The following is a 22,268-nucleotide window of genomic DNA, read 5'->3' on the forward strand; positions in this document are numbered from 1 at the left end:
ACCTTCAGTCGTCGGGGGAGCGTCGGGAGGGTCAGTCGTTCGGGATCTCCTCGAGCAGCGTGGCGCCGAGGAGGCGCTCGACGACCGCGCGGCCGACGAGGCCGGAGTCCTCGAGGGTGAGGTCCTCGTCGCTGGCGACCTCGTCCTCCCAGTCTACGGACGCGGCCGAGGCGTCTGCGGGCCGGCCCGGCCCACCGGTGGCCGTCCGCAGGGTCGCCGGCCCGCGCCCGCGGGCGGCCTCGCGGGCCGCCTGGATGGACGCGGCGCGCGGGTCGAGTGGCGGAGGCGTCGGGGCGCCCCCCGCGCGGTCGCCGGTCGCGTCGCGGGACGCGGCCAGGGTTGACGGCTCGGGGCGGCCGCCGGTGGCGGGATCCGACGGGTGGGGACCGCCCGCGTTCACGGGCGGTTCGGCGCCTCCGCCGTCGCTGATGCGGCGCATGAGCGCCGGGAACTGGCTGGCGGGGTGCCCGGAGCCCAGCGCCACGAGGGCCGCTGGATCGTTGCGTTCCTCAGGTGCGTTCCCGCCGGCGGGCGCAGGGGAGGTGTCGGAGTCTGCGCCGTCCTGGGCATCCGGTGCGGGGGCCGCGGACTCGGCGGGACGGGAGGACTCCGGCGACGCGGGCGCCGTGGCCGGGTCCTCGGCGGCGTCCGTGGACGATGAGGCGGTGCCGAAGCCCTCCGGCCGAGTGCTGCCGAAGCGGGCGGCGAACTCCGCCCGCAGCTCGGCTTCGGGGCGCGCGAACGACGGGATGGCCGGCTCGTCGGCCTCGGGGACGAGCGGGCCGGGGCGCCACTGCTCGGCCGTCGGCACCTGCCATGCGGGCTCCTGCGATGGCGTATCCGGGCCTGACGCCGCGTGATCCGCGGTGGGTGGCGCCGGGGCCGGGGCTGTCGCAGTGTCGTCGGTGGTGTCCTCGCCGGGCCCGGGCTGCCAGCCGTCGGGGCCGGGCGAGTCCTCCATGTCCGAGTCGGGGTCGTATTCGGGCAGGTGCGCCCACGGGTCGGGGTCGCCGCCGCCGTCGGGCATACCCCAGTCCGGGGCGACGTCCGCGGGGGTCCCCCAGGAGTCGGGTGAGGGGGCCGCGGACGGGGTCGGCTCCGGAGACGCAGCGGTCGGCGACGGGTCCGGCCCGGACGCGGGCTCGGAGGCGTCGGCAGGTGATGCCGGTGAGGCGGGGGCGGGAGGCTCCGGCGTCGGCGCGGGTTCGGGCTGTGGGTCCGGCTGCGCGGCCCGGGGGACTGACGGGGCGGCCGCCTCCTGGCCGGGGCGGCCCTCAGCTTTTGGGCGGGTGCCGCCGTCGGGTCCGGGCGCGGCCCCGGGGCGTGGGGCGTCTGCGCCGAGGATCAGGTCGAGCTCGGGCCGGATGCCGAGCACCTGGTGCACGGCCTCGGCCAGAAGGCGGTCGCCCTGTCGGCCGAGCAGCGACTGCCGCGGCGCGTCCTGGGTGAACCCGATCGTCAGCAGGCTGCCGTCGAATCCGACTACCGATGCGTTGTCCTTCACGAGCATCCACACCAGGCGCGAGGAGTCTTCGAGGGCGGTGAGCACGTCCGGCCACGCGCGACGCATCTTCTCGACCTGGCTTGCGCTCTGCGCCGCTGCCGGCTGCGCCGCACCGGGGATCTCGGGTGCGGGGGCCTGCGCCGCAGCGGGGGTCTGGGGTGCGGGGGCCTGCGCGGCCGGTGAAGCCGGGGACGGCTCGGGCTCCGTCGTCGGTCCGGGCGCCGACTCAACGGCCGGCTCATCCGTCGGTCCGGGCGCCGACTCAACGGCCGGCTCATCCGTCGGTCCGGACGCCGACTCAGCGGTCGGCTCGTCCGTTGGCTCGTTCGTCGGACCGTCCGGGGTGCCGGAGGTGGACTCCGCCGGCGGCTGCTCGGCGTGCTCTTGGTCTTCGGGTGCCGGACCGGCCGAGGTGCGGCGCATGGCCGCTCGGGCCAGGGCCGCGCCCGAGAGCTCCCCGTCGGTCGGGCCGTTCTGCCCGCCCGCGCGGTCATCGACCGGCGACGGGCCGTCGCGCTGCTCCGTCGCGGCACCGGGGGTGCGGCTGCGCGGGGGCGTGGCGGCAGAGCCCTCGGCGGTCGTCCCGATCAGACCCGCGTCGATCCGCCGCTCGAGTGCCTCGAGGCGGGCGGCGAGGCCGCGCTGCGTCTCGTCGGCCGCCGGCAGCAGCAGGCGCGCCATGAGCAGCTCGAGGTGCAGCTTCGGGCTCGTCGCCCCGACCATCTCCGAGAGCGCCTCATTCGTCACATCGGCCAGGCGGCTGAGCTCGGCGCGGCTGAGCTGGGCGGCCTGGGCGGTGAGCCGACGCACCTGGTCCTCGGGCACTCCGTGCAGCACGACGGAGGCCTGATCCGGCATGGCGCGGGCGATCACGAGGTCGCGGAACCGGTCGAGCAGGTCCTCGACGAACCGGCGCGGATCCTGGCCGGACTGCACCACGCGGTCCACAACGTGGAACACCGTCGGCGGATCGTCCGCGGCCACGGCGTCGATCACATCGTCCAGCAGCGCACCCGGCGTGAACCCGAGCAGGTTCACCGCCAGGTCGTAGTCCACACGCCCCTCGGCCGCGCCGGCGATCAGCTGGTCCAGCACCGAGAGGGTGTCGCGCACCGAGCCGGTGCCCGCCCGCACGACCAGCGGCAGCACCCCGGCGTCCACCTGCGTGGACTCCGAGGCGCACAGCTGCTCCATATAGGCGATCAGCGGCTCCGGCGGCACCAGCCGGAACGGGTAGTGGTGCGTGCGTGAGCGGATCGTGCCGATGACCTTGTCCGGCTCCGTCGTCGCGAAGATGAACTTCAGGTGCTCCGGCGGCTCCTCGACGATCTTCAGCAGGGCGTTGAAGCCCGCCGCCGTCACCATGTGCGCCTCGTCGATGATGAGGATCTTGTACCGGTCGCGCACCGGGGCGAACGTCGCCCGCTCGCGCAGCCCGCGCGCGTCCTCGACGCCGCCGTGGGACGCCGCGTCGATCTCCATCACGTCGAGCGAGCCCGGCCCGCCCGTCGCGAGGTCCCGGCACGAGTCGCATTGCCCGCACGGGGTCGCCGTCGGACCCTGGGCGCAGTTCAGGCAGCGCGCCAGGATGCGCGCCGAGGTCGTCTTGCCGCAGCCGCGCGGCCCGGAGAAGAGATAGGCGTGGTTCACCCGGTCCTTGGACAGGGCGGTCCGCAGCGGGACGGTCACATGGTCCTGCCCGATGACCTCCTCGAACCGGTCCGGGCGGTAGCGGCGATACAGGGCGGTGCTCACCTGACCAGCCTATCGGCCGGCACCGCGACGCTACGTCCGAACGGGGAATACCCGTGGCCGACGCCGGGGTTCTTCCGGCATGAGCTCAGCACAGAACCCGGACCTGATCGGCGCCACCCTGGACGAGGCCGCGCTCGCCGTCCTCTTCTCCGGCGCCCACACCACCAACACGTTCTCCGACGAGAAGGTGGACGTCGACGTCGTCCGACGCGCCTACGACGACCTGCGCTGGGCCCCGACCGCCATGAACTCGCAGCCGCTGCGCATCACGGTCGTGGAGTCTGACGAGGCCCGTCGGCGCCTGGCCCCGCACATCATGGAGTTCAATCGGGAGAAGACCGTCGCCGCGCCGCTGACCCTCGTCGTGGCCTACGACCTGGACTGGCACCGCGAGATGGGCCGTCTGGCCCCGTTCCGCGAGGGGTTCGCCGAGGACGCCGAGTCCAAGCCGGCCATGCGTGAGTCCATGGGGCGAACGAACGCGCTGATCCAGGTCGGTTACCTGCTGCTGGCCCTGCGCGCGCACGGGCTGCAGGTCGGTCCGATGGCCGGCGTCGACACCGACGGCATCGATGCGCAGTTCCACGACCAGAAGAACTGGAAGGCGCTGCTGGTGGTGAACGTCGGCCACGCCCCGCACCCGGCGGACGAGGACGCCCAACGCCCGCGCCAGGCCCGACTCGAGTTCGACGAGGCCGCCGAGGTGCTCTGACGCCGCCGGCCCGGCGGACGCGGATCTGGTGGGCGGGCGGCCGTCGTCGGCGACCGGCCTCCTCAGGCGAAGGCCGCGGCATCGAACACCCACGGCTCGCGCGGCAGGGCGCCCGCCTCGAGGGCGGCGGCGAAGGCCGGCACCGCCGCGGGCAGTGGTCCCGCGGGCAGTCCCGCCGAGCGCAGCAGGGCGTCGCGGATCGCCTCGAGGCGCGCCGGGTCTGCTTCGCGCACGTCCTCGACCCCGGAGAGGTCCTCCAGGGTCACGGCCCCGTCACGCTTGGCCAGGCGCCGACCCTGCCCGTTCACGACGAGCGGCACGTGCAGGTGCTCGGTCCGCGGGGCGGGCTCGTCACGGGCCGCGCACAGCACGGCCGCGAGCCACGTCTGCCGGGGTGTCGAGTCGAGCAGATCGTCACCGCGAACCACCTGGTCCACGCCCTGGGCGAGGTCGTCGGCCACGACCGCCAGGTTGTACGCGTAGGCCCCGTCGTTGCGGCGCAGGACCATGTCGTCCACGAGTCCGGTGACCTCCCCGGTGAGCAGGTCGTGGGCGCGGGCCTCGGGGTGGCCGCCCTCGGGCAGGCCGGCGACGAGGGCCGCGTTCAGGCGCAGCGCCGCGGGCCGGACGGCACGGCGCTGCTCGCGCTGGGCCTCAGTGAGCGTGCGGCACGTGCCCGGGTAGAACCCGGGCGGGCGCAGCGGCGTCGGCGCCTGGCCGGGCAGACGACCCGGCCCGTTCGGGGCAGAGGAGGCCTGGGCGATGTCCTTGCGCGAGCAGAAGCACTCGTACACCGCGTCCGGTCCGTGTGCGGTGCGCAGGGCCGCGACCGCCGCGTCGTAGAGGTCCGTGCGCTCGGACTGCCGGACGGCAGGTGCGTCCCAGTCGAGGCCGAGGGCCGTCAGTTCGGCGAGCTGGGAGTCCTCAGATCCGGCGCGCACACGGTCCAGGTCCTCGATGCGCAGCAGGAACGGGCGGCCGGAGGCGCGGGCGGCCAGCCAGGCGAGCATGGCGGTGCGCAGGTTCCCCACGTGCAGCCGCCCCGTGGGGGAGGGGGCGTAGCGGCCGGCGGGCATGGGACCTCCTGGAGACGTCAAAGACCCCTCACGCACCTGCCAGAGCCCACCTACCCTTGCTACCTTCCGGTCCTGGGGGAGTTCAGCGAGATGACACCACGTGAGGGGCCGTCCGAGAGTCTACCAGTCGGCGGCGGACCGGGCGATTCGCCCGAGGTGGCGCGGTGGTGTAGAGTCGTCCACGCCCTTGCGCGGTACGCCGCATGAGGGCGCACCAAGGAGGATTCGCCTAGCGGCCTATGGCGCACGCCTGGAACGCGTGTTGGGTTCACGCCCTCGGGGGTTCAAATCCCCCATCCTCCGCGCTACGCCCCCGTCATCCCTGTGATGGCGGGGGTTTTCGCATGTTCTAGCGGTTTTCGGCCGGTCCCCCTCTTTGCATGGGTGTGCATGAGGGGGCGCTAGTCAGCATATATCCTGACTACTGACTGACTAGGCATAGATGGGCAGGAAGTATGGCACCGCGCAAGCAATCGAAGCTCCCCCCGGGCATCAGCGTGAACCCCTCCGGCCGGTACCGGGTGAGGGTCTTCACCGAGAACTTGACCGTGAGCCTGGGGACGTTCGCCACCCAGGCCGATGCCCGCGCCGCCCAGCACGTTGCCTACGGCGAGCTGGCCCGGGGCACGTTCATCCCGCCTGCTCAGCGCCGCGAGAAGATCAAGGCCGAGCAGGCCGCCCGCCAGGCCCAGGCCGACGCCGACGCCCGCACCGTCCGCGAGCTGGCCGAGGCGTGGCTCACCTGGCAGGAATCCCGCGGGCTCAAGCTCGGCAGCCTCTACACCTACCGCCGCCACCTGGAGGCCCATTTCCTCCCCGACTACGGGGACGCGCCCGTGGGCAGCGTGACCGCCGTGGAACTGTCCGAATGGCTGGACCGGCTCGAAGCGTCCAAGGGAATGGACGCCGCAGCCCGTATCCACCGGGACGTTGTGGCCCTGTTCAAGTTCGCCACCGGGGACGTGCCCGACCTGCCCCGTAACTTCACTCCCTGGCTGCTGACCTCCCCCGTGCCACCCCTGGCTGCCCGACGACTGCGCCGCCCCAACCTGCCCACCCGCAACCGCGAGGTCCTGGTCCCCGAGGACGTGCGCCGCCTGGCCGCTCTCATGCCCCACCCGGAAGACCGCCTCATCGTCCTACTTGCCGGATGGGCCGCCCTTCGGCTGGGGGAGGTGCTGGCCGTACGCCGCCGCCACATCACAGAGGACAACAACGGGACGATGTGGCTCCGCGTCGAATCCCAGGTCCAGGCCCGCGGCTCCGGCGTCCGCGAGGAAACACCCAAGTCCGCCGCCGGGCACCGCATCATCCCCATCCCCTCGACCATCCGCGCCGACGTCCGCGCCCACCTGGCCGAGCACACCGCCGAGGACCGCGACGCGCTGCTGTTCCCCCGACGCGGGCCCGGAAACCGCCTGCACAACCCCAACACCATCGGCAAGCGGTTCAAGGCTGCCGTGGACCAGCTCAACCGCGAGCGCACGGCGGCTGGGGCGCACCCGGTGGAGGAGTTCACGTTCCACGGGCTCCGGCACACCGCGCTGACCCGGTTGGGCCAGGCAGGGGCCACCACGGCCGAGCTGAAGGCGTACGCCGGGCACTCAGATTCCAAGTCAGTCGAGATTTACCAGCACGCCGAGCGGGGCCGTCTGTCCGCGCTCGCGGACACGATGGGAGGTGCGGGACGATGACCGCCGAGGTAGCACCGCGAGAGTGGTGGGAGCGGCCCCCGTTCATCCGGGAGACGCTGGAGCTGTACTGCGACCATCCACGGCACCGCGAGCGCCACCGCGTGGCCGTGTTCGGTCTGGCGGACGTGCCCGAGGGCCGCCTAGAGCAATTCCGGTTCGCGGAGGACCGGGCCCACGACCCGGCGGTCTGCACGGGGGGTTGTGTAGCCGGTGGCGGCCCCTGCTACCGGCGGACATTCTGGGCCGTGCGGTCCCCCGTCTCGGGGGAGATGCGCAAGGCCTACCGGGCTCTTGAAGCTGCTGGAGAGATGCGCCCGGACCTGCTCGACGCACTGCACGACGCTCAGTACCGAATGACTCAGCGGGACGTGAAGATCACCCGGCACGCTGGCAACGTCCAAGCGGGCGGGGAAGCGGCACTGTCCTACATGTGGTTTCTGACGATTGCGGCCGACCTGGGCAAGCCGGTCAATGAGCGAGACCCGTACTGTCACCCCCTGTGGGGTGATGGGTACGCCGGGCGGCACACCCGCTATTGGTACCAGTACGCACCCCGGAATGGGCAGATTGCGGCCCTCCACGCCCCCGGCCCGAAGGTCCGATACATGCCCCAGGACAGACGGGAGGACCGCCCCATGATGTACCGGGAGGGACTGGGCCTGTTGTGCGAGGTGTGCCAGCGCCAGGAACGGAGCGTCAAGGGCCGCAACACCTACCGCGTGGACGTGACCGAAGCCCGGCTCTATGACCTGCTGGACACTGCCCACGCCGCGGGCTGCACCGCACTGTCCCTCCGCGCTCTCCGCCAGCTCAACAGCCGCGGATAGTGCTAGGTTCTGCGGCCCCGTGCTAACGTAAAAGGGCTTAGGGAGAACACGCTCCCACCTAGGCGGACACCTCCGCCGGGGCGCTACTCGCCACCAACCACGTGATCCCGTCAAGGGGCCGAGGGGAAGGGCTCAGAGTCGTGCCCAGGAGGTACCCCAGCATGTCCGCCCACCCCAGCATGAAGGCCGTCACCGCGGCGCAGCTGACGATCCCCGATGTAGCCCGGGCCCTGAACTGCTCGCCGGACACCGTGCGCCGCATGATCGCCCGCGGTGAGCTGCGCGCCTACCGCTACGGCCCCCGGCTGATCCGCATTGACCCGGCCGACCTCGCCGCGCTCCGTGAACCCGTGACTTCCCTCGCGGACCTTCGGGCCGGTGATGCCGCGTGACCAACTCCCAGCATGAAGAACGCCGCCCCCTGAGTCCGGGAGCGGCGTTCATGAAGTCGTTCGACGGCGACACCACCACTATACCGGCGAGCGCCCCCGAGACCGCGCTCGCCGGCACTCCCAGGACCGCGAGCGCGGCCGGTGCTGACCTGCTGACCGGGGCCCGCCGGTTGCACGCCGCGGGGCTGCGGGTGATCCCCGTCAAGGCCGACGAGTCGAAGGCCCCCGCCCTCCGGCGCTGGCCCGAGCACCGGACCACCGAGGCCGACCTCGACCGATGGTTCGGCGGTCCCTCTCCGCGCTACGTGGCACTGGGGATGGTCTGCGGCCCCGAGGCGGGCAACGTGGAGATGCTGGAGGTAGAGGGCCCCCACACCGCCCTATGCGCCCCCATCTACGCCCACGCCCAGCGCGCCGGGAATGCCTACCTGCTGCACCGGCTGGACGGGTGGAGCGAACGCTCCCCCTCCGGTGGAATCCACTGGTTCTACCGGGTAGAGGGGCAGGACGTGCCCGGCTCCGTCCAGCTCGCCCGCACCGAGACCGGGAAGGTCATGGTGGAGACCCGCGGCGCTCGCGGTATGGCCGTCATGGCCCCGTCAGCTGGAGCGGCGCACCCGTCCGGGCGCGGCTGGACTGTGGGCACCGGGGGACCGGAGACCATGCCCACGCTCACCGCTGCCGAGCGGGACGCCCTGCATGCCCTGTTCCGCGCCCAGGACCGGCACACCCCGGCCGATGCGCCGCCGACCCCGACGCGGCCGCCCCAGCCACCCATGGGGCCGCCTAGCGGGGCCGTCCGGGCAGGGGACGACTACACGGCCCGCACGACGTGGGCCGAGGTGCTGGAGCCCCACGGGTGGACTCTCCACAGCGCCGCCGGAGACCTGCTGCACTGGACCCGCCCCGGCAAGGAGACGGCCGCCGGGCCCTCCGCGACGACGGGGCGCACCCCCGAGGACCGGCTCTACGTGTTCTCCACCAACGCCGCCCCATTCCGCGAACGCACCCCCTACAACCGGTTCGCCGCCTACGCGCTGCTGAACCACAGTGGGGACTACACCGCGGCCGCCCGCGAGCTGGCCCGCCAGGGCTACGGCCGCCGTCCGCGTGGGGGGCGGTGAGGCATGGGAGGGGAGAACGTGGAGAAGGTTTTCACGCTGTGGGGCTCCCACCTGAGCCCCGTGGAGAAGTGCGCCGCGGTCTACATGGCGAATACGGCCCACGACCGCCACACACCCCCGGTGTACTGGGCAGGGTGGAAGGCGCTCTCGGTGGCCCTGGGATACGCCCACGGGGAAGCCAACCGAGACACCGCTCGCGCCAACACGATGAATGTCCTCGCCCAGCTGCGGACGAAAGGAGTCATCACGTCCGGTGGCAATGCGCGTCCGGGTGCGAACGGGGTCTACGCGCTCAACCTTGATCCCGACACCGAGCACGTTCCCGTGAACGTGTCGGGAGACGGGAGAGATGTCACCTGGCACGCGGTGTCCAGAGGCGATCCGCGAGCAGCACGGGACCGGGCGACCCCCGCCTGGATGGGTAGTGGTGACGACTACCCGGTGGGTAGTGGTGACGACTACCCGGTGGGTAGTGGTGACGACTACCCCGAATCCACCCACTCCAATGAACTTCATCAAGTAGGGAAGGGGGCGGCGGCCGCACTTCCCACCGGCCCCAGCGCCCCGCCCGGTCGTGACTCGGGGGAACTGACGCTCACCACCGAGACAGAGGACCCGGCCCCCGACATGGACAACAGGGGCCGGTGGACCGGGTGGGGCACCCCTGCCCCTGCCCCTGCCGAGGATGAGGACAACCGGATGTTGCAGGAGCGGAAGAACGAGCAGTTGGCCCGGTTGCGAGCTGCATACCCGGGCATATTCGCTGCCTGACCACGACGGGTGACACTGGTCCGCGAGCGCACCCTCGCCGCTGCGCTCGATTGGTATCCAGTCCTTACTGGGTGATGGCGTTGTCGAGGTCGGCCAAGACTTCGACGGCGCGGACCTCATGGTGGCGGCTGACGGCGCGTTGCAGGCGCTCGCCGGCCCCGAAACGCCCGACCCTCCCCGTAGGGGCAGGCATCCCGTTGGGGTTCTCCTGCGCGGGTGTGAGGGCGGGGCTCAGGCTCCGGTGGCGGGTGCGGTGGCGTTCCACCACGGCCCGGCGTGCGGGAACAGCACCGGACTCCGATACGCCGGGGAACCCACGGGGTTGTCCTCGTCCGCGAACTCCGCTGTGACCGTGTGGGTTGCGTACCAGACAGCGGCGCGCATCACGTGGGCGAAGTCCCGGGCGTGCGGGAAGTGCCACGTTGCACCCCAGTGGGTGAGGCGCGCCCGATTCTCCGGCGTGTCCCACTCCGGTCGAAGGGCGGTCAGCGTGAACCCTAGGGCTAGGGCATGTCTGACAATCGTTTGGACCACGCGAGCACAGCGTTCAGGACCACAGCAGACCCAACCTTCCCTCTGGTGTCTCCCCACCCTTAGTGTCTCCGTACGGCCCGAGACCGGGACTCCCCCTCGGGTTCGCCCCGTCTCTCGCCCCGCCGGGGGCCTCGCTGGAGACAGAAAGGTAGCAGTTTCATGACCACCAAGAACCGCGCCGTGGCATTCCACGGCATCAAGGACGTGCGCGTCGACGAGCTGGACTTCCCCAAGCTGGAGATGCCTGACGGCTCCGCCGCCCCGCACGGTGTCATCCTCAAGATCGTCGCCACCAACATCTGCGGCAGCGACCTGCACATCTACCGCGGCTCCTTCCCCGTGCCCGAGGGCATGGTGCTGGGTCACGAGATGACCGGCCAGGTGCTGGAGATCGGCAGCGACGTCCAGTTCCTGCAGGAGGGCGACCTCGTCTCCGTGCCGTTCAACGTGGCCTGCGGCCGCTGTCGCAACTGCCGCGCCGGCCGCACCGAGGTGTGTGAGACCGCCAACCCGGAGCAGGCGTGCGCCGCCTACGGCTTCAATCTGGGCAACTTCCAGGGCGGACAGGCCGAGTACCTGTTCGTGCCGTACGCCGACTTCCAGCTGCTGCGCTTCCCGGACCAGGAGCAGGCGATGGAGAAGATCCTGGATCTGGCCGTGCTCTCGGACATCCTCCCGACGGCGTTCCACGGCCTCATGGAGGCCGGTGCCAAGCCCGGCTCCACCGTCTACATCGCCGGTGCCGGGCCCGTGGGCCGGTGCGCCGCGGCCGCCGCTCGGCTGCTGGGCGCCTCGTGCATCATCGTGGGCGATCAGGACGCCTCGCGGCTGGAGCTGGTGCGCAAGCACGGCTGCGAGACCATCGACCTCTCCGTCACGGAGAACCTGCAAGACGCCGTGAACGACATCCTCGGCGAGCCGATGGTGGACTGCGCGGTGGACTACGTCGGCTCCGAGGCCCACGGCCTGGGCTCCGAGTCCGATGAGATGCAGCCGATCGCCGCCGTGAACCAGGTCCTGGACATCACCCGTCCGGGCGGTGCCACGGGCATCATCGGCATCTACGGGCCGGACCCGATCGCGGAGACGAAGGCCGAGCAGGAGGGCACCTTCCCGGTGGACTTCGGCAAGGCCTGGATCAAGTCGCCCCACATCATCGGCGGCCAGGCGCCCATCATGCGCTACAACCGTCAGCTGATGATGTCGATCCTGTGGGACCGGATGCCGTACCTGACGGAGTTGGTCAACCCGCGCGTGATCACCCTGGACGAGGCACCCCAGGCCTACGCGGAGTTCGACCAGGGCTCCGTGGAGAAGTTCGTCATCGACCCGCACGGCATGATCGCCCGCTGAGCGACGCCGCCTGTTTCGTCAGGCTCAGTCTGGGTGGTTCTCCACCGCACCGCGCACTCCGCCAAAGCGGGGTGCGCGGTGCCGTGCTGAACGCGGTCATCGCGTGGTCAAAGCTATTGTCAGACACGCCCTAGGGACTCCATCATCGACAGCATGGGCCGGGGGCCTGTCGTCGCCCTGTCGGCGAGCGCGGGGGCTGTGGTCGAGCGGTCGGTCATCGTGGTGCTCATCGTCGTGCTCCGTTCGGTGGCGGGCCCGGCCCGTGGTGGGCGGGCCTGGTGGGGGTTGTCCTGCCTACTGACTGACTAGGCGGTGACGCTGGAGAGCATCACCCCAAGTCAGATCAACAATGGGGGAGATTCCCCCATCCTCCGCGGAGAGAAGCCCCCGGAACCATCTGGTTCCGGGGGCTTCGTCGTGTCGGAGGGCCGTCGTCGGGCCGGGCCCGGGCCCGCGTCAGGTGCGAGCCATGCCGCTGGCCCGGCGTCGGCCCGCCACGGTCCCGCCCAGGCCGGCCAGCACGATGATCGGCAGGGCGGCCGGGCCGGACAGCGGTGAGGCCCAGAACCCGGCCACATCGCCCAGGAGCATCACCGTGACCACGATGAGCGCGGCCACGCAGACTCCGAACACGGGCCACACCCAGACGGGCGTCCGCCCCCGACCGGGCGGAGCGGTCCGGGCGGATGCCTTCTCGGTGTGCGTCATTGCGGTCCTCCTGCGCCGTGGCCTGTGCGGTCGCTCATCACGGTAGCGTCTGAGCGACCGCCGGGCACCCGGCTCAGAACAGCTGCCGTGCGTTCGCCTTCGCCAGGTCGATCAGCTCGGTGCCGCGGCCGCTGAGCACGGTGCGCACCGCGTACAGGGTGAAGCCCTTGGCCTGCTCGAACTCGATCGCCGGCGGGATCGTCAGCTCCTGACGCTCGGTCACGACGTCGAGCACGGCCGGACCGTCATGGGCGAGGAACTCGGCCATCACCTGCGGCAGCTCGGCCGAGGTCTCGACGCGGAAGCCCTTGATACCCATCGACTCGGCCATGAGGGAGAAGTCCGGGTTCTCGAGGTCGGTGGCGAACGTGACGAACCCGGCGGCCTTCATCTCCAGCTCGATGAAGTTCAGCGAGGAGTTGTTGAACACGACGGTCTTCACGGGCAGGTCGTTCTGCTTCAGCGTCAGCAGCTCGCCGAGCATCATGGACAGCCCGCCGTCGCCGGCCATCGCCACGATCTGCCGGTTCTTGTCCACCGACTGGGCGCCGACGGCCTGGGTGATCGCATTCGCCATCGAGCCGTGGGTCATCGAGCCGATGATCCGGCGACGGCCGTTCATCGTCAGGTAGCGAGCGGCCCACATGACCGGGGAGCCGACGTCCGGCAGGAACACGGCGTCGTCGTCGGAGAGCTCGTCGATCATGCGGGCGACGTACTGCGGGTGGATGCGCTTCTTGTCCGGAGTGGCCAGCTCGTCGAGCTCCTTGCGGGTCTTCTTGTAGTCCTTGACCATCGCGTTCAGGAATCGCGAGGACTTCGCGCGCTTCAGGCGCGGCAGCAGCGCGAGGGCGGTCTCCTTCACACCGCCGACCAGCGGCACGTCGACGTCGACGCGAGTGCCGATCTGCTCGCCGCGCACGTCCACCTGGATGACGTCCGCGTTCTCCGGGTAGAACTGCCGGTACGGCAGGGACGAACCCAGGATCAGCAGCGTGTCAGCGCCCTTGAGCGCCTTGTAGCCCGAGGAGAAGCCGAGCAGGCCGGTCATGCCGACGTCGAACTCGTTGTCGTACCCGATGAAGTCCTTGCCGCGCATCGCGTGCACGATCGGCGCCTGCAGCGTCTCGGCCAGCGCGACGACCTCGTCGTGGGCGCCCGCGGCGCCGGCGCCGACCAGCAGCGCCGTCTTCGACGACGAGTTCAGGCGGGCGGCGGCGTCGTCCAGCAGCTCATCGGCGGGCAGGACGGTCGAGGGCACGCGCCGGACGACGGATGGGCGGGCGTCGACGTCGGTCAGGGCCACATCACCGGAGATCACCAGGACGGCCACGCCGCGCTGCTCGATGGCCGCGCGCATCGCGGTGCGCAGCATGCGAGGCATCTGGTCGGCGGAGCTGACGTGCTCGACGTACACCGAGCACTCGCGGAACAGGTCCTGCGGGTGGGTCTCCTGGAAGTAGCCGGAGCCGATCTCCGCGCTGGGGATGTGCGCGGCGATCGCCAGCACGGGGGTGCGCGTGCGCTGCGCGTCGTACAGCCCGTTGATCAGGTGCAGGTTGCCCGGACCGCACGAGCCGGCGCACACGGCCAGCTCGCCGGTGAGCTGCGACTCGGCCGAGGCCGCGAACGCGGCGGTCTCCTCGTGGCGGACCGGGACCCATTCGACGCCGCCGTGCTCCCGCAGGGCGTCGGTGACGCCGTTGAGCGAGTCGCCGGCGAGGCCGTACATGCGGCGGACGCCGGAAGCGTGGAGGGTCTCGACGAGGTGATTGGCAACTGTGGCCATGCAGTACTCCTGGGATTGTCGGGGATTTCCTTCCCCTCTACCTTCCGCCTTGAGCGCTCCGAACGCATCCCGTCAGCGGTGTTCCGATGCTCACAGGGGCTCGGTGCGGCGGGGACCGGGCGCGCTGACCGGCCGGACGCGAGCCGGCAGCGCGCGGCCGGCCGGTCAGCGCGCCAGCAGCTCCGGGTGGTGCTTCTCGGTGACGGCCGGGTGCGCCCGGGCGAAGCCCTTGAGCATGTTCGCCCCGAAGGACGAGAGCATCGGGTTCTCCGGGTCGTCGGAGGCACCGCGCGCGTGTGCGGCGAGCTCGGCCGGCAGCTGCACCTTCTCGATCACCGCGTCCAGGCGGGGGGAATGGAAGTAGGGCACCGAGTAGCGGTCCATGCCCTCCGGCGGCGACTGCACGCGGTGGATCGTGGCCATCAGATAACCGTCGGTGGCGATCTCGAGCATCTCGCCGAGGTTCACGACGAGCGCGCCCGGGATCGGCTCGACGGGCAGCCACTCGTCCTGACCATAGGGGCGCACCTCGAGGCCGCCGACCTGATCCTGCAGCAGCAGGGTGATGAAGCCGTAGTCCGCGTGGAGTCCCACGCCCTGCGAGCCGGCCTCGGCGACGCCGCCGACGTAGTGCGCCAGCTTCGCCATCCAGGCCCGCTGATCGTCGAAGACGTCCGCGAAGTGGTCCTCGGGCAGACCGATTGCGACGAGCAGCGCGCCGAGCAGCTCCTCGCCGACGCGGTCCATGAGCGCGGTCCAGCCCATCGCGGCGCGTTCGAGTTCGGGCATGTCGGCCGGCCACTGGTTCGGGCCCTGCAGGTGCCAGTACTCCTCGCCCTCGCGGATCTGCTCGGCCGGGACGGGCGCGCGCTCGGGGGAGAAGTCCAGCTGCTCGCGGGAGTCCGGTCGGCCCTGGGTGCGTTCGGCGGCGATCGCCGAGTAGCCCCGGTAGTGCGGGGAGTTCTGATTGTGCAGGGCGAGCTTGTCCGCCTCGGGGCGGGCGAAGAACCGGGCCGTCACGTCGAACAGCTCATCGACCTGGCCCTCGGCGGCGCCGTAGCCGACGATCTGGAAGAAGCCGACCTTGTGCGCGGCGTGGCGCAGTCGGTCGAGGAATTCGGGGTTCCGGGAGCCGTCGGGTAGGCGGAGCTCGGACAGGTCGAGGACGGGCACCTCGGTGGGGACCGCGTCCTCCGCGAGCTCGGGGTTCTCGGAGGCGGTGGTCTGGGAAGCGTTCATGCGTCCATTGGACGCCCGCAGGCGAGGGCCGGACGAGGACGTGTCTCCGCGTTGACTCCCGTGACGCCGCGTGACTCAGGCGGTTGCGTCCAGCAGCGTTTCGGCGTACTCGAGCAGGGAGAGGCCCACGCGCTCGTGCACGTCGTCGGGCCGGCCGTGGCCGTGCGCGGCGAGGTCGGCCGCGGTGAGCACGGGGTAGGCGGTCGCGGGGACACCGTCGCTCGGGCGCACGTCGACGTGATCGACTCGGGCGCCGTCCTCGTGCAGCCGGTCGGCCATCGCATAGTCGGTCCGTGAGTCGCCCGCGGTGAACCAGCGGGCGGGCTGCTCGACGCCCGCCTCGGCCATGAGTGCGCGGCAGCGCAGCACGCCCAGGTCCTTTCCGGAACGGCGATCCTCCACATCGACGGAGATGACGGTCGGGTCCACCGTGATCCGGTCGGCAAGACCACGCTCTGCCAGCAGGGCCCGCACGCCCTCGACCACGTCGTCGCGGACCGCCAGGAACGCGCCCTGGTCGGCCCCGACGGTCTTCTCCAGGGACACCATCGCGAGCTTGGTGCGGTCGATGAACTGCAGTCCGCCGTCCTCGGGGTCGCCGGCGCGCTCGCGGTTCAGCGTCCAGATCGCCTCGCGCACCTCGGCCGTGATCGCCATGGACTCGTCCACGCGCAGCCAGCTCGGGGCGTCGGAGGCGGAGGCGATGGCGTCGACCGTGAGCGTCGGGACGCTTCCGCGGGGGACATCGGAGAACGGGAACCACACGGCTGCCTTCTCGCAGACGCCGTAGAACGGGGCCGCATCGGGCAGGCCCGCAGCGCGCAGCGGCTCGATCAGCTGGCGCAGCAGGAACTCGGCCGAGCGGCCCGTGTTGAAGCCGATCGGCACGCGCCGCTCGGCCAGGCGCAGCAGGGCCGCGAGCATGGCCTCGGGCACCGTGCGGGTCTCGGTCGAGGCGACCGGGCCGTCGACGTCGAGCAGCAGTCCGACCGGGGAGATAGCGCGCATGGGAGCCAGCCTACGTGCCAGTAGTCTGGCGGCATGAGCACCGTCCCCGAGCGCAGCCTTCATCGACTGCGGGACCGTCCCGCCCCTGCCGAGCCCGACCACGACGACGCCGGTCACCGTGCCGACCGGGCCGGCCGGTGGACCGACCCGTCCCGGCCCTCCCATCGTCGCGGCCTGTCCTCGCGGGTCGGCCAGGCCGGCACCGCGTTCGTCATCCTGGTCTCGGTCGCCGTCGCGGCCTGGGGTGCCGGGGCGTTCGGCGGGGCTGGCGTCCAGGACACAATGGGCGGCCTGCTCGGCGAGGACGGGTCCTGGTTGGCCCCGGCCGCGCCCGCGTTCGGAATCTGGTCGCTGATCTACGCGGGGCTGCTCGCCTATGCGGTGTGGCAGTTCCTCCCGCCGGCGCAGACGCGCCGGCATGACGGGCTGCGCGGGCTTGTGCTCACCGGTGTCGTGCTGAACTCCGTGTGGCTCGTCGCCGCGCACCTGGAACTGCTGTGGCTGACCGTCGTCGTCATCCTCGCCCTGCTGGCCGTGCTGGTCACGACCCTGCTGCGGCTCGAGCGACGCCGGCATGCCAGCTGGTCGGAGCGGATCCTGCTCGACGGCGTGCAGGGCGTGTACCTCGGCTGGATCTGCGCGGCCGCGGTCGCCAACGTCTTCGCGTGGCTGAGCTTCCACAGCTGGCTGCCCGGGGCGTTCCTGCCCGCCACGTGGGCCCTGGCCGGCCTGGTCATCGCGACGATCGTGGGGGCCGTGATCAGCGTGTACGACGGCGGACGCATCGGCCCCGCCGCCGCACTGGCGTGGGGGTTGGCGTGGATCGGTGTGGGCCGCTCCGACGGGACCGGAATGCAGTCGGGCTCCGTGGCGGTGACGGCCATCGGCTGCGCGGGCGTCGTCCTGCTGTGCTGGGCCCTCGCCCTGTGGCTCTCGCACCGCTCCGCGACCGGCGAAGCCCGGGACGTGATCCTCGACCGGGACTGAACCTGATACGACGGGCCGCCCGCTCCGTTGGAGCGGGCGGCCCGTCGTCGTTGGCCGCGGTCGGCCGCGCCCTCACGCGGGCGGGCGGCCGGCGGGTCAGCGCTCGGCCTCGCCTGCGGCGCGCAGCTCGTAGCCCTTCTCTTCGAGCTGCTCCTGCTTCTCGGCCTTCTTCTCGAGCGCGCTGACGTCCTTCGGCGGCAGCTGCAGCGCGTCCTCGGCGGGCATGCCCGCCGTCAGCTGCTTGGCACGCTCGACCTCGGCGTCCACCTCGAGCCCCAGCAGCAGCACGATGTTGAAGACCCACAGCGCGAACAGCAACGCCATCACACCGCCGATGGCTCCGTAGGCGCTGTACCCGGCCAGCGTCGAGAAGTACACCGAGAGCGCCACCGCTGCGACGATGAAGCCCACCAGGGCCACGGTGTTGCCCGGGCCGAACATGTGGACCTTCGGCTTCCGGACGTTCGGCGTCAGGAAGTACAGCGCCGCGATCAGCAGCAGCGCCATGGCGATCACCACGGGCCACTTCACCCAGGCCCAGATGGGCAGGAAGGTCTCCGAGAGGAACGTGACGACGCCGGTGAGGCCGAGGGGCTCGGCCACGGGGGCAAGCAGCCCGTCCACGAGCGCACCGTTCAGCGCGAGGGAGATCAGCACCACGACGATGCCGACGAGCAGGATGACCGTGGTCAGCAGGTTCACGAGGGTCAGCTTGATGAATCCGCGGCCCTCCTCGTACCCGTACACCTGGTTGGCCGCGCGGTTGAAGGCCTTGACATAGGCCGACGCCGACCACACGGCGGCGAGGATGCCGATGATCGCCGCGATGATGCCGCCGCTGCCCGATGCCTGGCTCATCAGGGTGTTCATCACCGACTCGACCACGCTCTTGTAATCGGCCGGGACCGACTCGGTCAGCTTGGTCACCAGATCGTCGACGACGGAGCGGTTCGAGGACAGCACCAGCGTGAGGATCGAGAAGATCGCGAGCAGGGACGGGGCGATCGAGAGGACCATGAAGTACGTCAGCTTCGCCGCGAGGTCGGTGCCGCCGTCGTTGCCGAACTCCTTGAAGGCCCTAGTGAAGGCGTACTTCCACCCGGCCCCGGAGAGCTTGACGCCCTCGAGGCGGCGCTGCCGGTCCGCGGGGTCGAGATTGGCGGCTTCCAGAGTCGCGTCCATCGGATGAGTGGGCACGGGGGTTCCTCTCCATGAGGTCGGTCGGGGGGTGGTGGCCAACTTAGCGGAGGCCGGGCCGGGCTGTCCTTACTCGTGCAGCGGCCGCGCAGGTCAGCACTCGATGACGTTGACGGCGAGGCCGCCGCGCGAGGTCTCCTTGTACTTGGACTTCATGTCCGCGCCAGTGTCGCGCATCGTCGTGATGGCCTGGTCGAGGGTGACGCGGTGCGAGCCGTCGCCGAGCAGGGCAAGGCGGGCGGCGTTGATGGCCTTGACGGAGGCGATCGCATTGCGCTCGATGCACGGCACCTGAACGAGGCCGCCGACCGGGTCGCAGGTCAGGCCCAGGTTGTGCTCGATGCCGATCTCCGCGGCGTTCTCCACCTGCTCGACGGTGCCGCCGAGCACGGCGCACAGCGCGCCGGCCGCCATCGAGCACGCCGAGCCGACCTCGCCCTGGCAGCCCACCTCGGCGCCGGAGATCGAGGCGTTGCGCTTGTACAGGATGCCGATCGCCGCGGCCGTCAGCAGGAACTCGACGGCCTTGTCCTCCTGCTGCTCGACCGTGGCGTCCTCGGGAAGCACGAAACGCATGTAGTAGTGCATCACCGAGGGGATGATGCCGGCCGCGCCGTTGGTCGGCGCCGTGACGATGCGGCCGCCGGAGGCATTCTCCTCATTGACCGCCAGGGCGAACAGGTTCACCCACTCCATGGCCCACATCGGGTCGGTGTCCCCGGTCTGCTGCTCCAGATGGCGCCGCAGCTCGGGGGCGCGGCGGCGCACCTTGAGGCCGCCGGGAAGGATCGGCTCGGTGCGGGTGCAGCCGTTCTCGACGCACTCCTGCATCACGTCCCAGATGGCGATCAGTTGCGTGCGCAGCTCGGTCATGTCGTGCCGGGTGGCCTCGTTGGCCTCCATCAGCTCGGCGATCGAGATGCCCTTCGAGCGGCAGTGCGCGACGAGCTCCGTGGCCGTCGCGAACGGGTAGGGTTCGCCGCCCTCGGCGTCCTCGTCCTTGCGTGCGACGTCGCGGGAGTCGTCGAGTTCGGCCTCGAGCTCTTCGGCGGTGACGACGAAGCCGCCGCCCACCGAGTAGTAGTCGCGGGTGTGGATCTGAGCGCCCGACGCGTCGAACGCGGTGAGCCGCATCCCGTTGGGATGACCCGGCAGGTTCTCCCGCATGTGCAGGGTCATGTCCTTCTGCCGGTCGAAGGTGATGTGCCGGCGCCCGTCGAGCGGCATGTCGCTGGAGCGCACGATCTGCTCGACCAGGCCTGTGCAGGCGTCCGGGTCGATGGTCTCGGGGTCCTGGCCGGCCAGGCCGAGCAGGACGGCCGTGTCCGAGCCGTGGCCGATGCCGGTGGCCGCCAGGGAGCCGTACAGATCGGCCTGCACGCGCTGGACCTGGTCGAACAGGCCGTTCTGCTCGAGGCTCGAGGTGAAACGCCGCGCGGCGCGCATGGGCCCCACGGTGTGCGAGGACGACGGGCCGATACCGATCGAGAACAGGTCCAGGACGCTCAGCGACATGCGAGGCTCCCTCCGAGTCGAGTGCTGCAGGCGGACGGCGGGGCGGATGCGGGCCGCCGTCATGATCTCCTCAACAGTACGTGCCTGGATGCGGAACTGCTACGGCAGCCGAGGCCGCTGTTCGGGATCCGACGGTCGTCAGAGCACGTTGTCCGGGGACTCCGCCACGCGCGCGGCGGACCGGAACGCGGCCAGGTCCGCCAGGTACTGCGCGGCGTGCGTGAACTCGCGTCGTCGGTCCGCTGCCTCGCCCCGGGGCGAGAGCATGACGGCCCGCACCGGCGCGTGGGCGGCCCCGTGGCGGACGATCGCCGCCCACGCCGCGCCCGCCTCGGCGTCGTCCAGCGCCTCCTGCAGATGGCGCAGCTGCCACCACGTCGGCGTCATCAGGTTCGCCTCGCCGGCGCGGAATCGTGCGAGCAGCTCCTCGGGTCGGTGCCAGCCGTGGTCGGCGGCCTCGGAGGAGAGTCGAGCGGGTTCCTGCCCGGCGGGGAGGCGGACGATGAAGAACACCGTGTCGTAGCGGCGGGGGCCGCCCGGGGGCGTGATCCAGCGCGACCACGGCACGAGGGCCTCGACGTCGGGGCGCAACCCATGGGAGGCGAGCAGCTCGCCGAAGCCGAGGTCGTGGGCCTCGAGCCGGGACCGGGTGTCCTCGGGCAGCGCGTGGACGACCTCGGGGCGGACGGGCCGACCGCTCGTGGCGTCCCGGGCGAGCAGCACCCCAGTCTCCTCATAGGTCTCGCGGACGACCGCGGCGAGAAGCCGACCGGCGGCCTCAGCGGGGGTGAGCGCCTCCAGCTCGCTCAGGGCGCCCTCGGGGGCAGCGGCGTCGAGGCCCAGGCGGCGGGCCCAGTCGGCGAGGTCGACGTCCGACCACAGCGCCGCGTCCAGCGCGTCGCTCGGATCCACCCGCCCGCCGGGGAAGGCGGTCGCATGGGCGGAGAAGGCCATCGAGCCGGCCCGGCGCAGCGTGAACACCTCGGAGGCTGCGCGCCCGTCCTCGCAGGTCAGCAGCAGGGAGGCCGCGGGGCGGGCCGGGACGGTCGTCTCGTCGGGCGGCTGCGGCGTCATGGGTCTCTCCGGTTCTGCTGGGGGAGTCAGGGTATTCAGTGAATCACGATGAACTGGAATAGTGTGTGACGGACGTAACGTGTCACGCTCGTTCGATACGGTGACACGCAAGTGATGGACCCGCCCGCCGGCCCTGGACACCGGCGGACGCCGACGACCGCGGTGCGAGGCCGCGGCGAGGCGAATGTCGAGGAGGAGACCGACTGTGAAGATCATGGTGCTGGCCAAGCAGGTCCCGGACACCTGGCAGGAGCGCACGCTCGACATGGAGACCGGGATGCTGGTGCGTGACGGCGCTGCCGAGCCCGTCCCGGACGAGATCAGCGAGCGCGTCATGGAGATCGCCCTGCAGCACCGCGACGCCGGCGCCGACGCGGAGATCGTCGCCATGACGATGGGCCCCGAGGACTCCTCGAAGACCCTGCGCAAGATGCTCGCGATGGGGGCGGACTCGGCCGTGCAGATCACCGACGACGCGCTCGCCGGCTCGGACGCGGTGCAGACCGCGCGCGTGCTGGCCGCGGCGATCGAGCGGGAGGGCGCCGACCTGGTGCTGGCCGGCAATCTCGCCACGGACGGCAACTCGGGCGTCGTGCCGGCCATGGTGGCCGAGCTGCTGGACCGCCCCTATCTGCCGCAGGCCGAGGACGTGCAGATCACCGAGTCCGAGATCGTCGGCACGATCGTGACCGAGGACGCCGATGTGCGTGCCGCCGCGCCGGTGCCGGCCGTCGCCTCGCTGACCGAGAAGACCCCGGAGCCGCGCTTCCCGAACTTCAAGAACATCATGGCCGCCAAGAAGAAGACGATCACCGTGCATTCGCTGGCGGATCTGGGCATCGTGGCCGGCCCCATCGAGGCCGAATACCGGTCCGTGATGGTCTCGGCGAACGCCCGTCCGGAGAAGGAAGCCGGCCCCAAGGTCGTCGACGACGGGACGGCGGCCGAGCAGCTGGCCGACTTCCTGGCCGAGAACCGCCTGATCTGAGCCGGAGTGAACGGAATCCCG

Annotated in this window: 19 protein-coding genes, 1 tRNA gene and 1 other RNA gene; 10 read left to right on the forward strand and 11 right to left on the reverse strand. The window is 71.3% G+C overall.

All coding sequences use genetic code 11. The annotated features are described in order from the left end of the window. Positions 1 to 31 precede the first annotated feature (31 nt). Positions 32 to 3,259 (reverse strand): DNA polymerase III subunit gamma and tau, encoded by a 3,228-nt coding sequence (locus HDA30_RS10700; protein ID WP_184242076.1) that lies wholly within the window; start codon positions 3,257 to 3,259, stop codon positions 32 to 34. A gap of 79 nt (positions 3,260 to 3,338) precedes the next feature. Between HDA30_RS10700 and HDA30_RS09845 the strand changes: the two genes are divergently transcribed. Beyond that, complete coding sequence (locus tag HDA30_RS09845; RefSeq protein ID WP_184242078.1) at positions 3,339 to 3,971, forward strand: malonic semialdehyde reductase; 633 nt, start codon at positions 3,339 to 3,341, stop codon at positions 3,969 to 3,971. 62 nt (positions 3,972 to 4,033) lie between these two features. Here HDA30_RS09845 and gluQRS read toward each other — a convergent pair whose 3' ends face one another. Beyond that, positions 4,034 to 5,047, reverse strand: coding sequence for a tRNA glutamyl-Q(34) synthetase GluQRS (gene gluQRS / locus HDA30_RS09850; protein WP_184242080.1), 1,014 nt, complete (start codon positions 5,045 to 5,047; stop codon positions 4,034 to 4,036). Positions 5,048 to 5,063: 16 nt separating this feature from the next. Continuing rightward, positions 5,064 to 5,160: signal recognition particle sRNA small type (ffs, locus tag HDA30_RS09855), an RNA gene on the reverse strand. Positions 5,161 to 5,265: 105 nt separating this feature from the next. Here ffs and HDA30_RS09860 point away from each other — a divergent pair. The 6 genes from HDA30_RS09860 (at position 5,266) to HDA30_RS09885 (ending at position 9,855) form a co-directional block, all read left to right on the forward strand. Further along, positions 5,266 to 5,350 (forward strand) — tRNA-Ser (locus HDA30_RS09860). A 245-nt stretch (positions 5,351 to 5,595) separates the two neighbouring features. Beyond that, positions 5,596 to 6,741 (forward strand): tyrosine-type recombinase/integrase, encoded by a 1,146-nt coding sequence (locus HDA30_RS09865; RefSeq protein WP_184242082.1) that lies wholly within the window; start codon positions 5,596 to 5,598, stop codon positions 6,739 to 6,741. Continuing rightward, a complete protein-coding gene (locus HDA30_RS09870; protein ID WP_184242084.1) occupies positions 6,738 to 7,568 on the forward strand; it encodes a hypothetical protein in 831 nt (276 codons plus the stop codon). Before HDA30_RS09865 ends, HDA30_RS09870 begins: the two co-directional genes overlap by 4 nt. A 161-nt stretch (positions 7,569 to 7,729) precedes the next feature. Further along, positions 7,730 to 7,960: a helix-turn-helix domain-containing protein gene (locus tag HDA30_RS09875; protein ID WP_221419069.1), complete on the forward strand. Its 231-nt coding sequence runs from the start codon at positions 7,730 to 7,732 to the stop codon at positions 7,958 to 7,960. Continuing rightward, the gene (locus tag HDA30_RS09880) at positions 7,957 to 9,084 is read left to right on the forward strand and encodes a bifunctional DNA primase/polymerase (protein ID WP_184242086.1); all 1,128 of its coding nucleotides are present in this window, start codon (positions 7,957 to 7,959) and stop codon (positions 9,082 to 9,084) included. The genes HDA30_RS09875 and HDA30_RS09880 overlap by 4 nt, the downstream gene beginning before the upstream one ends. Positions 9,085 to 9,087: 3 nt before the next feature. After that, a complete protein-coding gene (locus HDA30_RS09885) occupies positions 9,088 to 9,855 on the forward strand; it encodes a hypothetical protein (RefSeq protein ID WP_184242088.1) in 768 nt (255 codons plus the stop codon). 231 nt (positions 9,856 to 10,086) lie between these two features. Here the strand turns inward: HDA30_RS09885 and HDA30_RS09890 are convergent, their stop codons facing one another. After that, positions 10,087 to 10,389, reverse strand: a complete 303-nt coding sequence (locus HDA30_RS09890; RefSeq protein ID WP_184242090.1) for a hypothetical protein — start codon at positions 10,387 to 10,389, stop codon at positions 10,087 to 10,089. Positions 10,390 to 10,548: 159 nt separating this feature from the next. Here HDA30_RS09890 and HDA30_RS09895 point away from each other — a divergent pair, with 159 nt between their 5' ends. Then, positions 10,549 to 11,742: an alcohol dehydrogenase catalytic domain-containing protein gene (locus HDA30_RS09895; protein ID WP_184242092.1), complete on the forward strand. Its 1,194-nt coding sequence runs from the start codon at positions 10,549 to 10,551 to the stop codon at positions 11,740 to 11,742. A 456-nt stretch (positions 11,743 to 12,198) separates the two neighbouring features. On the opposite strand, the gene HDA30_RS09900 is transcribed toward HDA30_RS09895, so the two are convergent. From HDA30_RS09900 to HDA30_RS09915, 4 genes are all read right to left on the reverse strand, one after another. Continuing rightward, entirely contained in the window at positions 12,199 to 12,450 is a 252-nt protein-coding gene (locus HDA30_RS09900; RefSeq protein ID WP_184242094.1) for a hypothetical protein, read from the reverse strand. 73 nt (positions 12,451 to 12,523) lie between these two features. After that, positions 12,524 to 14,239 (reverse strand): ubiquinone-dependent pyruvate dehydrogenase, encoded by a 1,716-nt coding sequence (poxB, locus tag HDA30_RS09905; RefSeq protein WP_184242096.1) that lies wholly within the window; start codon positions 14,237 to 14,239, stop codon positions 12,524 to 12,526. A 165-nt stretch (positions 14,240 to 14,404) separates the two neighbouring features. After that, positions 14,405 to 15,478: an isopenicillin N synthase family dioxygenase gene (locus HDA30_RS09910; protein ID WP_184242098.1), complete on the reverse strand. Its 1,074-nt coding sequence runs from the start codon at positions 15,476 to 15,478 to the stop codon at positions 14,405 to 14,407. A 75-nt stretch (positions 15,479 to 15,553) separates the two neighbouring features. Beyond that, positions 15,554 to 16,486: a haloacid dehalogenase gene (locus HDA30_RS09915; protein WP_184242100.1), complete on the reverse strand. Its 933-nt coding sequence runs from the start codon at positions 16,484 to 16,486 to the stop codon at positions 15,554 to 15,556. A gap of 33 nt (positions 16,487 to 16,519) precedes the next feature. Between HDA30_RS09915 and HDA30_RS09920 the strand changes: the two genes are divergently transcribed. Next, the gene (locus tag HDA30_RS09920; RefSeq protein WP_184242102.1) at positions 16,520 to 17,473 is read left to right on the forward strand and encodes a tryptophan-rich sensory protein; all 954 of its coding nucleotides are present in this window, start codon (positions 16,520 to 16,522) and stop codon (positions 17,471 to 17,473) included. Positions 17,474 to 17,569: 96 nt separating this feature from the next. Here HDA30_RS09920 and HDA30_RS09925 read toward each other — a convergent pair whose 3' ends face one another. The 3 genes from HDA30_RS09925 to HDA30_RS09935 form a co-directional block, all read right to left on the reverse strand. After that, positions 17,570 to 18,670: a YihY/virulence factor BrkB family protein gene (locus tag HDA30_RS09925; protein WP_343059350.1), complete on the reverse strand. Its 1,101-nt coding sequence runs from the start codon at positions 18,668 to 18,670 to the stop codon at positions 17,570 to 17,572. A 93-nt stretch (positions 18,671 to 18,763) separates the two neighbouring features. Then, positions 18,764 to 20,185 (reverse strand): L-serine ammonia-lyase, encoded by a 1,422-nt coding sequence (locus HDA30_RS09930; RefSeq protein ID WP_184242103.1) that lies wholly within the window; start codon positions 20,183 to 20,185, stop codon positions 18,764 to 18,766. A 138-nt stretch (positions 20,186 to 20,323) separates the two neighbouring features. Beyond that, positions 20,324 to 21,259 (reverse strand): NUDIX hydrolase, encoded by a 936-nt coding sequence (locus HDA30_RS09935; protein ID WP_184242105.1) that lies wholly within the window; start codon positions 21,257 to 21,259, stop codon positions 20,324 to 20,326. Positions 21,260 to 21,464: 205 nt separating this feature from the next. Between HDA30_RS09935 and HDA30_RS09940 the strand changes: the two genes are divergently transcribed. Beyond that, positions 21,465 to 22,247, forward strand: coding sequence for an electron transfer flavoprotein subunit beta/FixA family protein (locus tag HDA30_RS09940; RefSeq protein WP_184242107.1), 783 nt, complete (start codon positions 21,465 to 21,467; stop codon positions 22,245 to 22,247). The last annotated feature ends 21 nt before the right edge of the window (positions 22,248 to 22,268 follow it).

It is taken from the genome of Micrococcus cohnii (genome assembly GCF_014205175.1).
Lineage (GTDB): Bacteria > Actinomycetota > Actinomycetes > Actinomycetales > Micrococcaceae > Micrococcus > Micrococcus cohnii.

Bases quoted from the DNA above. Each gene is read 5' to 3' on its own strand.
- HDA30_RS09915 (WP_184242100.1), bottom strand. From the start codon at position 16,486: ATGCGCGCTATCTCCCCGGTCGGACTGCTGCTCGACGTCGACGGCCCG.
- HDA30_RS09900 (WP_184242094.1), bottom strand. From the start codon at position 12,450: ATGACGCACACCGAGAAGGCATCCGCCCGGACCGCTCCGCCCGGTCGG.
- HDA30_RS09885 (WP_184242088.1), top strand. From the start codon at position 9,088: ATGGGAGGGGAGAACGTGGAGAAGGTTTTCACGCTGTGGGGCTCCCAC.
- HDA30_RS09895 (WP_184242092.1), top strand. From the start codon at position 10,549: ATGACCACCAAGAACCGCGCCGTGGCATTCCACGGCATCAAGGACGTG.
- HDA30_RS09870 (WP_184242084.1), top strand. From the start codon at position 6,738: ATGACCGCCGAGGTAGCACCGCGAGAGTGGTGGGAGCGGCCCCCGTTC.
- HDA30_RS09920 (WP_184242102.1), top strand. From the start codon at position 16,520: ATGAGCACCGTCCCCGAGCGCAGCCTTCATCGACTGCGGGACCGTCCC.
- HDA30_RS09935 (WP_184242105.1), bottom strand. From the start codon at position 21,259: ATGACGCCGCAGCCGCCCGACGAGACGACCGTCCCGGCCCGCCCCGCG.
- HDA30_RS09845 (WP_184242078.1), top strand. From the start codon at position 3,339: ATGAGCTCAGCACAGAACCCGGACCTGATCGGCGCCACCCTGGACGAG.
- HDA30_RS09910 (WP_184242098.1), bottom strand. From the start codon at position 15,478: ATGAACGCTTCCCAGACCACCGCCTCCGAGAACCCCGAGCTCGCGGAG.
- poxB (WP_184242096.1), bottom strand. From the start codon at position 14,239: ATGGCCACAGTTGCCAATCACCTCGTCGAGACCCTCCACGCTTCCGGC.
- gluQRS (WP_184242080.1), bottom strand. From the start codon at position 5,047: ATGCCCGCCGGCCGCTACGCCCCCTCCCCCACGGGGCGGCTGCACGTG.
- HDA30_RS09930 (WP_184242103.1), bottom strand. From the start codon at position 20,185: ATGTCGCTGAGCGTCCTGGACCTGTTCTCGATCGGTATCGGCCCGTCG.
- HDA30_RS09875 (WP_221419069.1), top strand. From the start codon at position 7,730: ATGTCCGCCCACCCCAGCATGAAGGCCGTCACCGCGGCGCAGCTGACG.